Genomic DNA, 12,107 nt, shown 5'->3' on the forward strand with positions numbered 1-12,107 from the left:
CTATCTGCCAAATCGTGCCCGGTGGATGGGATAATAGAGGGAACGTTCAAAAAAGTGTGTCAAACCGAAAAAAAAAGTAATAAATTGATATAAAAAATGGAGGTTTGATATGAGTCAAGCAAATAGAACTACTGGTTTGGTAGATTATAAAGAATTAGAAACAAATATCCTGTCATCTATACGAGAAGGAAGACCATTGACAGGAAGAGATGGAGCATTAACACCGTTTATAAAAAGGTTGCTAGAGGCAAGTCTGGAAGGTGAAATAGAAAGCTACATGTCAGCTGAAAGTGAAGAAAATAACCGAAGAAATGGGAGAAACGCAAAAACTTTACGCACGAGTGCAGGCTCATTTGAGCTGCTAATACCAACTCTCATTATTAATGAACCAAATAAGAAGCATTGCAGAGTTGTTTAACCGTGGAAGGGGAAAGAGAGGTAATAAATTTACACAAAGCGCTCTCAAGCAGAACAATTGTATCGTAGATTTTATTGCGCAAAATGTTCTGTTTTATATATAACCAAAACCTCTCAACAGGATTGAGGTCAGGTGAGTATGGTGGTAGGTATATAATTTCGATATTTTTAGGTATCTTTAAACTTTTTGACTTATGCCAACTAGCGCAATCCATCACGAGAAAAGCCTTTCGTATTCCTAAATATTGCGACATCTGTTCAAGGAATATATTTATACAAGCAGTGTTGACGTTTGGTGCAAATAAGCTAAAATTCTCTCCATTTCTGGGATTAACTGCACTATAGAGATAAAAATTTTCCCTACCTAATTTTACCTTAACCTGTGTCCTACTGCCTTTTTTAAACCACCCATGTCCAACTTTTGAATGTGTACCAAACCGTGATTCATCGAAGAAAAATAGCTCTTTTTCAGAATGCATGACAATAGTTTCATTGAGGTTTTTTTTTAAACTCCTCTTGCTTATTTTTATCCTGTCCACTATGAACTGGTCTTGGTGTGATATATGAGAATTTCATTCTTTGCATATTACGATGTATTGTGGATTTGCTGATATTCAAACCAAATCTTTCTTGGATTCTTATTCTCATTTCTCTAATAGTAATATTGGGGTTTTCCTCTATCCACACCTCAATTTGTTCAAGTTGACTTTGGTTCAATATAGTTTTTCTACGGCGTTGAGGTGGAGAAAATAATTTTTCTTTTCTTCCAAATTTTATGTGCTTTATCCATGTAGTAATTGCCTTTCTCGAAATGCAACATATTTTTGCTACAGCTGTTATACTGTGCTTTTTTGCTGCAATTACAGCATTTAGTTTTTTTGCAACATACGCATTATTTCTTACTTTCTTCAGCATCTCTTTTGCTGATTCCACCACTTTTTCATCCAATAATTTTGATCTTAATGCCATCTAAACCTCGCTATTTTACTTACTCCAGTATGGCTTTTTTTCCATTATTGTCTATTCGTTGCTTGTATAGCGGGAATTGGTATAACACCAAGAGATAGGGAGGGAAGCTTTGAACCACAAATAGTCAAAAAAAGGCAAACAAGCCTACATCCAGAACTTGAAGCAAAGGTCTTAAGCACATATGCCAGTGGCATGGGATACAGAGATATAGCTTCACATGTTGAGGAAATATATGACCACAAAATATCAGCAGCAGAGATATCTAGTATTACCGATAAACTGCTACCAGTAATCAATGAATGGCGCAGCCGCCCACTGCAATCAGTGTATCCAATAGTATTTATGGATGGCATGTTTTTTAAGGTCAAGGAGGACGGACATTGCATAAGTAAATGTATGTATAATATATTGGGCATAAATCAAAATGGCAGAAAAGAAGTATTAGGTTTTTATTTGGCTGAAAGTGAAGGAGCTAACTTCTGGTTGGGAGTACTAAATGACCTCAAAGAAAGAGGAGTAGAAGATATTCTAATTGCCTGTATTGATGGGCTAAAAAGCTTTCCTACCGCTATAAATAGTGTATTTCCTAAAGCAGAAGTACAGCTATGCATAGTGCATCAGATAAGGAATTCACTGAAGTATGTATCTAGCAAAGATGTAAAAGTTTTCATAAATGATTTGAAAAAAATATATCGTGCTTCAAGTAAAGAGATTGCTGAGAATTATTTGCTTGAGCTGGAAGAAAAATGGAGTGAAAAATATCCCTTGGTTACAAAATCATGGCAAAACAATTGGGAAAATTTGTCTGGTTATTTTAAGTATTCTGGACCAGTTAGGAAGCTGATTTACACCACCAATCCAATTGAGGGATTGCATAGACAAATTAGGAAATTTACTAAAACTAAGGGCTCATTTACTAATACAAATGCCTTGTACAAAAGGTATATTGTGCTATAAAAAAGGTAGAGCAAAAGTGGACTACAGCTTTGCCTAATTGGGCATTAACTATGTCTCAGCTTGACATTTTCTTTCCCAACAGACTGAAAATTGAGTTGAACTAAAAATGCGGCTTGACACAGTTTATTTAACACTCCCATAACAGAACATTTCATCTGGGTGATCACATGCTTGTGCGTATGCCAAGCGCTGCAAAGTATGCAATGCAGGTGGAAAAGGAACAAAAGTGGTTACCCAGGTTGGCACCTTTACTGCCACTTTCAATTCCAAAGCCTTTGGCAATGGGAGAGTCGTGTGAGGGTTACCCGTGGCAATGGTCTATTTACCAATGGATTGATGGCAACACCGCTGCATCTGTGCACATAGCAGATCTGAATGACTTTGCAATCAGCCTTGCTCAATTTCTCGCTGCTTTACAACGCATAGATACTACAGATGGACCTCTTTCCGGACCACATAATTTCTATCGTGGAGGGGTATTAACAACCTATAATACTGAGATAAAGCAAGCAATTGCCGTTCTGAAAGATAGAATAGATGCCAATGCTGCAATTGAGCTCTGGGAAGGAGCACTGGCAAGCACTTGGCAAAGTTTGCCAGTGTGGGTCCATGGTGACGTTAGCGCTGGCAACCTATTGGTGCAAGAAGGAAAATTGAGTGCTGTAATTGATTTTGGAGGATTGGGGATCGGCGATCCCGCTTGCGATCTAATGATTGCTTGGACGCTGCTTAGAGGAGAAAGCCGAAAAATCTTCCGTGCAATGCTTCCGTTGGATGCTAACACTTGGGCTCGTGGCCGCGCCTGGGCTTTATGGAAGGCTCTTGCTGATATCACCACAAATACGAACGCTGTTGAAGCTTTGCACACTATTAATGAAGTGCTTACAGATTATAGACGCAATTCATAAAGTATATTTGTATGAACATTGTGATTTGTTCTAAAAGAGGGTGTTATGCGAGTAGCTCCTTCGGTGTCAGGCACTGGGACCAGAAAACTTAGGTGTCTATATAAAGGGTGTCATCCCAGTGTCTAAATTCCAGCATCAAGTGCTGGCTTGAAGCTTTAGCTATAAATATTAATAAATTTACTAAGTAAAAAAAAGGCAAAAGAATCCCTATATAGCGAGTTTTAATAATGTAAATTGATAATGTGCTAACAAGCATGTTTTGGCTGAAGTAGAAAAAATTTAAAAAACATGCAGCCGCTATAATTTTTATGTAATCTGCCAATAAGTATCTGAGTTTTTTTACTGAATTTTGTTATTAAACCCGCGGAGATTAAAAACAAGAATAAATACTTTTATTAGTATAATAAGAAAAGTGGGAAGGTTTGTCAAGCTGCTTCTATATACCTGAGCATTGATCATACGGGTTCCATCTGTTATATATAATCTTTTTGAATACGAAGAAAACTGATGAGTGAGTATGATATTACGGTTATAGGTAGCGGTCCTGGTGGTTATATAGCAGCAATTAGAGCGGTGCAACTTGGATTTAAAACTGCAATTGTTGAAAAGGAAGAAAATTTTGGTGGTATATGCTTAAATTGGGGGTGTATACCAACAAAATCGCTACTTAGAGCATCTGAAATTTATAGGTTAATAACAAGATCAGAAGAATTTGGCATAAAAGTAAAGGATGCAAGCTTTGATATACAATCAATAGTGAAATACTCAAGAAACGTTGTTGATAAATTGTCAAGCGGTGTTGCATATTTGATGAAAAAAAATAACATCAAAGTTCATCAAGGCTTTGGTAAACTTGCAGGTAATCGTACTGTAAAAATTCTTAATGACAAAAAGGAGGAGGAAATTTCTTCCAGTCATATCGTTTTAGCAACAGGTGTTAGAGCGCGAAATCTACCTGGAATAGAAGCAGATGGAGATTTAATATGGAATGCGCAGCACGCTATGACTCCAAAGAAGTTACCAAAATCGCTACTAATCATAGGTTCTGGTGCGATAGGAATAGAATTTGCAAGTTTTTATAGTACTTTGGGAGTTGATGTAACAATTATAGAAGTAAAAGACACTATTTTGCCGCTGGAAGATGAAGATATTTCAAACCTGGCACAAGAGATATTTACAAAACAAGGAATAAAAATATATACAAATAGTAGCGTAAAAACTTTCACTAAAAATAAAGACTTTGTTCAAGTGCAGCTAAGTAGTGGTGAGAATAAAGAATTCGATAGAGTAATTGTTGCAGTTGGCGTTCAAGCAAACACTGAAAATATAGGTTTAGAAAATACAAAAATTAAGTTGAGTCCTTCTGGTTTCATTGAAACGAATGAATGGTATGAAACAAGTGAAACAAGTGTATATGCAATAGGTGATGTAGCTGGTCCCCCATGTTTAGCGCATAAAGCAAGTCATGAAGCTGTGATCTGTGTTGAGAAGATTGCTGGTAAAAATGCTCATAAGTTAAAAAAAGAGTGCATACCAAATTGCACTTACTCTCATCCGCAAATAGCAAGCGTTGGCCTTACTGAGGAACAGGCAATAAAAAGTAGATATGATATAAAAGTAGGAAAATTTCACTCCAACTTTAATGGTAAATCTATTGCACTAAGTGAAACTGAAGGTTTAGTGAAAACAATTATAGACAAAAAAACAGGCGAACTTCTTGGAGCTCATATGATAGGTGCAGAAGTAACAGAGTTAATTAGCAATTTCGCTCTTGCAAAGCAACTAGAGGGAACAGACTGCGACATAAAATCTACGATTTTTCCTCATCCAACTATTTCGGAAATTATACACGAATCAGTACTTGCCGCAGATGATGAATCTTTAAATAGTTAAGCTAACGATTCATTGTTTTAGAGCTACAATTATCCTGATTAGGCGATTCAACTCTAATAGATTGATTACCAATATCAGATTTTTCTAACTTTTCTTTTAACCCTTTAGCAGCTTCTTTCACTTCAAGCTTTTTTTCCTGATTAAGATCCTCTGGGCTTTTTCTTTTACTATCTAAATCTTGTTGTCTATCAATATTTTTATTGATTTGTTCTTGCTGAGGTAGATCAACAACTGAGTTAAAAAGAGCTTTTATTATGTTTTTTAAAAAACCTCCTTTTCTGTTTTGCTCTTGAGGCTTATTTTTCACGTTTTTACTGTTGCTGCTTTCAGGCATTTTTAACTCAACTATCATAAAGCTTAATAAAATTATACGTGCAGATTACTAAAAAATGATTAACAATTCAGTATTAATTTGCTACTTACAGATGGATATTATTCTAGCAACAGGTGGTACAGGTGGACATGTTTTTCCAGCTATAACCTTAGCAAAAGCACTAAAGGTACAAGGGCACAATTGTATATTATTCACTGATCAAAAAACCATCAATATAGAAAGTTATATTTTACCATTATGCAAGCCAAGTGGCAACAAATTGAAGTTTCTCTTTTTGTTAATGTATAGTTCTGCACTGGCAATATATAAAATCAGAAAATTGAAACCAAAACTAGTCATTGGCTTTGGTAGCTACGCTTCTTTTCCAACTCTTCTTGCAGCAAAGGTTCTTTCTATACCTATCATTTTACATGAACAAAATACATTTTTAGGGAGAGTAAATAGATTCTTTTTCAAGAGTGCAAAATTAATTGCAACTAGCTTTCCAGAGGCTAAGTACGCAGAAGGCAATAAATGCGTTTTTACAGGAAATTTTGTCGATATAGAAGCACAAGGCTATTCTAGAGCTGAAACAGTTTTAAACGTGTTAATAATAGCAGGCAGTCAGGGTGCAAATTTTTTTGATGATGTAGTGAGCAGCGTAATTTGTAATTTACCAATTAAAATAAAAGAGAAAATTAAAGTGACACAGCAATGTACGAAGAAAAATATAAATAAGGTCAAGAGTCTATACAAAAGCGAAGAGATTGATTGTGAGTTAAGTGAATTTTTCGATGATATGGAGAGTAGACTGGCCAATGCTCATTTGGTAATTAGCAGAGCGGGAGCAACTTCAATAGCAGAGATTACTCTTGCTGAGCGCCCTGCTATATATATTCCTTACCCTTACTCAAAAGATAATCATCAATTTTATAACGCAAAATATATTGAAGATTCGGGAGCAGCTGTAATGGTCGAGCAAAATAGTAACGCGAAAAAGAATCTAGGAGAGTTGCTAGTTGATTTATTGCAAAATTGTCAAAAATTGTGTGATATGGCTAATAATACTGAGAAAACAAGAATAAGGAATGGAGTTACTGAATTTATTAAGGCAATAGCTCAAGAACTTAGTTGACGAGTTGCTTTTTCTTCGAATGCATCCCATAGTTTTTTTTCTAGTGATATATTGTATAATTCATTGATGTAAACTACCCCCGTGGGTGAAGTTGTGTTAATTTCGAGAAGGAAGTCATCTATAATATCAATACCAACAAATATTAGTCCTCTTTTCTTTAGCTCAGGACCAATTGTATTACATATCTTGTTATCTATATCATTCATTTCAGCGGGTTCAAAACTTGCTCCTAGTCGCATATTTGTCCTGATCTCTCCATTTACTTGTGGAACTCGCTTCATTGATCCTATTGGTTTACCATCTAGCAATAATATCCTTTTGTCTTTGTCTATGTTTTTGCAAAATGCTTGTGCAATCACAGGACATTCATATTTTGCAATCATGAGATCGACTACCACTTGAATGCTATTTTGGTCTTGTATTCTTATTACGTCATTTCCTCCATAGCTATATAGTGGTTTCAATATGATATCTTGATAGTCGTGATAAAAATTTCTAATCATCGATATATTTTCAGTGATCAAAGTTGGAGGAATTAGCTCTGGAAATAGTGAAGTAATTAATTTTTCAGGACAGTTTCTTATTTCTGTTGGATTATTTATTACTAACGCAGTAGTCTTTTCTAAGATATAGGTTGTTGTAATGTACCGCATATCAAATGGTGGATTCTGTCTGATAAATATGATATCCATTTCATTTAGGTTGATTACTACATCCTCTTTTGAAATGAAGCTACAATCATCAACACTGACTTTCTGAGCAAGGGCAATTGGCTGATTTAACTTGAGTGCTAAATTATTAGGTACATAAACAAAAATTTCGCACCTTCTTCTTTGCGCTTCTTTTATTAATGAAAATGTAGTATCAGCTTCAAAATTTATACTTTCATCCATCTGAAAAGCTACTTTCATTTATCCTCCCTTCCTATTACAATATACTATAGTACCATAAAAGTGTTAATAATGGAGCAAAGTATGGAATTAACAGTAGGAAATAATGCACCTGATTTTAGCTTGCCAACAGATTCTGGTGAGATTTTATCACTCAGTGAATTTTTTGATAAAAAAAATGTAGTCCTTTATTTTTATCCTAAAGACGATACTCCGAGTTGTACAATGGAGGCAAAAGGCTTTAGAGACAAAATAGAAGATTTCTCTTCTCTTGACACAGTGATAATTGGTGCATCAAAAGATAGCGTTAAGTGCCACGCTAACTTCAAAGCAAAATATTCTCTGCCGTTCTTTTTAGTTTCTGATGAAAACGCTGAAATGTTAGAAAAATATGGTGTTTGGGTAGAGAAAAGTATGTTTGGCAAAAAGTATATGGGAATAGAACGCACTACTTTTTTAATAGATAAAAAAGGTAAAGTAGTACAAATTTGGAAAAATGTAAAAGTTAATGGACATGTTGATGAGGTTCTAGAAGAAGTAAGAAGAATATAAATTAAAGAATGACTACCCATTGCTATATAAAAAAACTGAAATTATATAACTTTCGTAGTCATTCAGACTTTGAGCTGAATTTAGATGATAGATCAGTTGTAATAACTGGCAAAAATGGTATTGGTAAAACTAATGTACTTGAAGCAATCTCATTGCTTGCTAAAAGTAACGGAATGAAAAAAGCAAAAGCAAATGAGATGCAAAATAGATTCAGTAATGAAGATTGGGCAGTGCACTATGACTTTTTTAATGGAGTAGAGCTTAACTCAATTGGTATAGGAAAGAATCTTAATAAGAAACTAATACAAATTGATAAGAAAATACAATCAAGTTATTCATCTCTGTATAGAATATCCAATGTAATATGGTTAATTCCACAAATGGACTATATTCTTCTTAGTTCTCCAAGTGACAGGTTAAAATTTTTAGACCGTATAGTTTCACTATTTGAAGAAAATTATACCTTTTGCTACATGAAATATAGAAAAGCTAAACGTGAACGAAGTGAACTATTGAAAGAGAATATCTTGAATGAAAATTGGCTTTCTAGCCTTGAAAACGTAATGGCTACCAATGCAGTTGATATTTTACGTATGCGATTGTCTGTTTTAAAAATATTACAAGACACAATCAATAATCATTCCTGTGAGTTTTTTCCAAAAGCAAGTTTGAAGTTTAGCAGCCAGCTAACTTTGAACGATACTGCAGAATATTTTCAGAATCGTCTAAAGGAAAACAGAAAAAAAGACTCATTAACTGGTAGAGTAACCTTTTCTGTACATAATGATAATTTTCGGGTTTTTTGCCAAAAAGGGGACATGCCAATAAATCTGTGTTCTACTGGAGAGCAAAAGCTATTACTGCTTTCTATCATCTTATCTAGTGTAAAAGCAAGGTGTATTCATTACAATAAGGCACCACTTCTTCTGCTGGACGATATAATGTCGCATTTGGATAAACATTACAGAAAGGTGTTAATAGAGGAAGTGTTAAGCATTCAATGTCAAACTTGGATAACTGATGTAAATCAAGATAATTTCAATAACTATCTTTGCTCTTTCAAGTTTTTTGAATTATTAAGTAAATAAATTTCAAGCGTGCTGTCATACATCAAGCTCATATTCGGTATGTAAATCTCTAATTAAAGCCTCAGCGTGTTTTTTTTGAACAACTATACTGATCTTGATTTCGGACATTGTGACAGCAAGTATTTCTATCTTTTTTTCGCTTAAAACCTTGAGTGTGCGGTACATTACTTCAGTGTTAGACATAACACCAATACCAATTATTGAAATTTTAGCTATATTATTATTTACGACATAATTTTCATTTTTGTTCAATAACTTTGTCATTAAATCAACATCAAATTTGGAAATCAAAAAGCTTGACCCATGTATCATGTCAATTTTAACGTTTGCTCCTGCTATATCTCTTAAAGTATCCAGAGTATTTGCAAAGTTAGTAAAAGTTACAAGAACTTCGTTAGTGCTATAAGTTATTCCAGTAATTAAGTATCTTTCCAATACGTCCTTTTCGTGTAGTACTGTAGTGCCTTCTACTTCTTTAAAAGTAGATAGCACTTGCACCTTAATATTATGTTTCATTGCAAGTTGTACTGAACGATTATGCAATATTTTAGCACCAGACGATGACATTTCCAATATTTCATTGTAAGAGATAGATTTAAGCTTGCGTGCCCTTGGAACAATTTTTGGGTCTGCTGTATATATTCCGTCAATGTCAGTAAAAATTTCACAAGTTTTAATACCAAAGACTACAGCAAAGGCAATTGCTGAGATATCAGACCCTCCTCTACCAAAAGTAGTGATTCTATCACCGTGTATGCCCTGGAAACCAGCAATGATTGCAGCAGTATAACCCTCAGCAAAAGATCTTTTCACATGGTCAATTTTTATTGTTTTTATTTTAGACTCAGAATAAAAATTATCCGTTAGAATTGGTAACTGCCAGGCGAGCCATGATTTAGCATTAACTCCAACAGACAGAAGAGTGATAGCTAATAACCCGCAAGAGGTTTGTTCTCCTGCTGAAAGCAGGACATCATACTCTGATAACTCTTGTCTACAATTTAAATTTGAAATTTGCCTGGCTTGAAAAGCCATTTGGTCAGTGAATCCTGCAGCAGCAGATACAACAGCAATTACATTATAACCTTTTTCAATATCGTTTTTTATTAGATTTGCAACTCGATTTAAGTCAGTTAGCGAAGTACCACCAAATTTTTTTATTATTATTTTGTTCATAGTTACAATAAGGTCAATTTCACCTTTCTAGAGAGTATAGTTGCTTAATTAAATGTGTTTTTCTGGTCACTAATTAAAGTGATAGAGGATTATTCATCTTTATCACTACCAAGGTCTTTTAACATACTGTAGTTGCCTTTTCTAAATTTACCTTTTAAAGATGTAACTCCGCTTTCGCTAATACCACTTAAACTTAATGCTGCTCCACCTAGCTGCAATCCAATTTCAGACGTTTCGGGAATAATTTTACTAGCCCCTAGATCTTTATAAACCTCCACATTATTCAAATCTGGTAAACGTATTATAATATTTACATGCGGGAAGTTTTTTGCAACTAGAGAAACTATTTTCTTTATAGTAACTTCGTTCTTTATTGAAACTACAAGAGCTTGGGCTCTTTGTATTCCTACTGATTTTAAAATTTCATATCTTGTAGCATCTCCAAGATATATAGGGAAACTATCATTTTTTCCTTCTTTCACTATTTTTGATTGAATATCTACAACAACATAACTTAAATGCTCTGCAGTAAGCATTTTTGTTACCATATATCCTACTCTACCAAACCCGGCAACTATTACGTGGTTATAAAGATCTTGTGTGTCTGTTTCGATTGCCTCATCGTCTAGTATTATTTTTTCAGTGCTAAATGAATTTGCTATCCAGTCTCCAATTCCCGATAAAAGAGGGGTAAAAGCCATAGTTACTGTAGTTACCATCATAAGCACTTGAGCGATTTCACTTGATAGTACATCTAATTCATCTGCTAAACGGAATAAAATAAATGCAAATTCACCGCCTTGTGCAAGCAGTAATCCAGCTTGTATTGCAGGTGCACTTCTAAATCCAAAAAATCTACACAATGTATATATAATAGACGTCTTTAAAACGATAAGGATAATTGATAATAAAGTAACGAGTGGTAACTTATTGAGTAAAAGGTCAATATCAATAGACATGCCAACAGTCATAAAGAATAAACCAAGAAATAAGTCTTTAAATGGCAATACTGCATGTTCTACCGAATTCCTGTGCTCTGTTTCTGCAACTAGTAATCCAGCAACAAATGCACCTAATGCCATTGATAAATGAAATTGTTCTGTAATGAAAGCTGATCCTAATACTATCAGAAGTGTTGTTGATATAAAGACTTCATTACTCTCCATTTTGGCAATAACCGAAAATAATGGCCTCAGTAATAACCTACCAGTTACAAATATCAACACTAACGCGATAGCTGCTTGTACTAATGAGCCTGTTAATGAACTTATTAAACTGTGCTCAGAGTTGCCAGTAAGGAGAGGCACTAGTACTATCAGAGGTACCACTGCAAAGTCTTGCATTAGTAGCACTGCTATCGACAATCTACCAACTTGGCTTGCTTGAGAACCCTTTTCTTGCAGAACCTGCAACACTATTGCTGTTGAGGATAGTGCGAGTCCGCCACCAATGACTGCTGCCATGTTTGTACTCACTCCAAAAGCGAGAGCAATGCACCATATTGCTATCATAGTAACTATAACTTGAAGGGAACCAAATCCGAACACATGCATACGCATGGCGATAAGGCGTTCAAATGTCAATTCAAGACCTATAATGAATAATAGAAAAACTACACCAAATTCTGCAAAGTTATCCATTACTTCAGCTGAATTTATCAGATTAAATCCGTGAGAACCAATCAATGCGCCTGCAACAAAGTACCCAAGCACTGGGCTGATATTCATTTTCCAAAATGCTATGACTATGAATACAGCAGCAGAGAGTAAAATTATAATATCAAACAAATGCTGAGAGCCGCTGTGCATG

At 34.8% G+C, this 12,107-nt stretch carries 9 protein-coding genes and 3 pseudogenes; 7 read left to right on the plus strand and 5 right to left on the minus strand.

The window, feature by feature from the left end; all coding sequences use genetic code 11:
* Positions 1-109 precede the first annotated feature (109 nt).
* Positions 110-370: pseudogene (locus ABWU62_RS00865) on the plus strand (transposase); the annotation flags it as partial.
* 10 nt (positions 371-380) lie between these two features.
* On the opposite strand, the gene ABWU62_RS00870 reads toward ABWU62_RS00865, so the two are convergent.
* Positions 381-1,386 (minus strand): IS630 family transposase gene (locus ABWU62_RS00870; protein ID WP_353287112.1). Its coding sequence is split into 2 segments (ribosomal slippage): positions 381-923 and positions 925-1,386, totalling 1,005 coding nucleotides; the frame shifts between segments, so codons are not numbered across the junction.
* Positions 1,387-1,467: 81 nt separating this feature from the next.
* On the opposite strand from ABWU62_RS00870, the pseudogene ABWU62_RS00875 reads away from it, so the two are divergent.
* The 3 genes and pseudogenes from ABWU62_RS00875 to lpdA all read left to right on the plus strand — a co-directional run.
* Positions 1,468-2,447, plus strand: a pseudogene (locus ABWU62_RS00875) (IS256 family transposase); the annotation flags it as partial.
* A gap of 45 nt (positions 2,448-2,492) precedes the next feature.
* A pseudogene (locus ABWU62_RS00880) lies at positions 2,493-3,251 on the plus strand (aminoglycoside phosphotransferase family protein); the annotation flags it as partial.
* 507 nt (positions 3,252-3,758) lie between these two features.
* Entirely contained in the window at positions 3,759-5,144 is a 1,386-nt protein-coding gene (gene lpdA, locus ABWU62_RS00885) for a dihydrolipoyl dehydrogenase (RefSeq protein ID WP_353287191.1), read from the plus strand.
* A 1-nt stretch (position 5,145) separates the two neighbouring features.
* On the opposite strand, the gene ABWU62_RS00890 is transcribed toward lpdA, so the two are convergent.
* The gene (locus tag ABWU62_RS00890) at positions 5,146-5,496 is read right to left on the minus strand and encodes a hypothetical protein (protein WP_353287192.1); all 351 of its coding nucleotides are present in this window, start codon (positions 5,494-5,496) and stop codon (positions 5,146-5,148) included.
* 73 nt (positions 5,497-5,569) lie between these two features.
* On the opposite strand from ABWU62_RS00890, the gene murG reads away from it, so the two are divergent.
* Complete coding sequence (murG, locus tag ABWU62_RS00895) at positions 5,570-6,592, plus strand: undecaprenyldiphospho-muramoylpentapeptide beta-N-acetylglucosaminyltransferase (protein WP_353288127.1); 1,023 nt, start codon at positions 5,570-5,572, stop codon at positions 6,590-6,592.
* Here murG and gshB read toward each other — a convergent pair.
* Positions 6,577-7,503 (minus strand): glutathione synthase, encoded by a 927-nt coding sequence (gene gshB / locus ABWU62_RS00900; RefSeq protein ID WP_353287193.1) that lies wholly within the window; start codon positions 7,501-7,503, stop codon positions 6,577-6,579. The genes murG and gshB overlap by 16 nt on opposite strands.
* Before the next feature lie 63 nt (positions 7,504-7,566).
* Here gshB and bcp point away from each other — a divergent pair, with 63 nt between their 5' ends.
* Both bcp and recF read left to right on the plus strand, forming a co-directional pair.
* Positions 7,567-8,034, plus strand: a complete 468-nt coding sequence (bcp, locus tag ABWU62_RS00905; protein WP_353287194.1) for a thioredoxin-dependent thiol peroxidase — start codon at positions 7,567-7,569, stop codon at positions 8,032-8,034.
* Between the two features lie 8 nt (positions 8,035-8,042).
* On the plus strand, positions 8,043-9,122 hold the full coding sequence (gene recF, locus ABWU62_RS00910) for a DNA replication/repair protein RecF (protein ID WP_353287195.1): 1,080 nt from the start codon (positions 8,043-8,045) through the stop codon (positions 9,120-9,122).
* Between the two features lie 15 nt (positions 9,123-9,137).
* On the opposite strand, the gene ABWU62_RS00915 is transcribed toward recF, so the two are convergent.
* Positions 9,138-10,298, minus strand: a complete 1,161-nt coding sequence (locus ABWU62_RS00915) for an aspartate kinase (protein WP_353287196.1) — start codon at positions 10,296-10,298, stop codon at positions 9,138-9,140.
* 89 nt (positions 10,299-10,387) lie between these two features.
* Positions 10,388-12,106 carry a cation:proton antiporter gene (locus tag ABWU62_RS00920; RefSeq protein ID WP_353287197.1) on the minus strand — a complete coding sequence of 573 codons (1,719 nt, stop codon included), beginning with the start codon at positions 12,104-12,106 and terminating at the stop codon, positions 10,388-10,390.
* Position 12,107 lies beyond the last annotated feature (1 nt).

This window comes from Wolbachia endosymbiont (group B) of Gerris lacustris, assembly GCF_964028355.1.
GTDB lineage: Bacteria > Pseudomonadota > Alphaproteobacteria > Rickettsiales > Anaplasmataceae > Wolbachia.

What these genes read in the sequence shown, in the direction of transcription:
- lpdA (WP_353287191.1), top strand. Translation starts at nt 3,759, where the DNA reads ATGAGTGAGTATGATATTACGGTTATAGGTAGCGGTCCTGGTGGTTAT.
- ABWU62_RS00890 (WP_353287192.1), bottom strand. Translation starts at nt 5,496, where the DNA reads ATGATAGTTGAGTTAAAAATGCCTGAAAGCAGCAACAGTAAAAACGTG.
- murG (WP_353288127.1), top strand. Translation starts at nt 5,570, where the DNA reads ATGGATATTATTCTAGCAACAGGTGGTACAGGTGGACATGTTTTTCCA.
- gshB (WP_353287193.1), bottom strand. Translation starts at nt 7,503, where the DNA reads ATGAAAGTAGCTTTTCAGATGGATGAAAGTATAAATTTTGAAGCTGAT.
- bcp (WP_353287194.1), top strand. Translation starts at nt 7,567, where the DNA reads ATGGAATTAACAGTAGGAAATAATGCACCTGATTTTAGCTTGCCAACA.
- recF (WP_353287195.1), top strand. Translation starts at nt 8,043, where the DNA reads ATGACTACCCATTGCTATATAAAAAAACTGAAATTATATAACTTTCGT.
- ABWU62_RS00915 (WP_353287196.1), bottom strand. Translation starts at nt 10,298, where the DNA reads ATGAACAAAATAATAATAAAAAAATTTGGTGGTACTTCGCTAACTGAC.
- ABWU62_RS00920 (WP_353287197.1), bottom strand. Translation starts at nt 12,106, where the DNA reads ATGCACAGCGGCTCTCAGCATTTGTTTGATATTATAATTTTACTCTCT.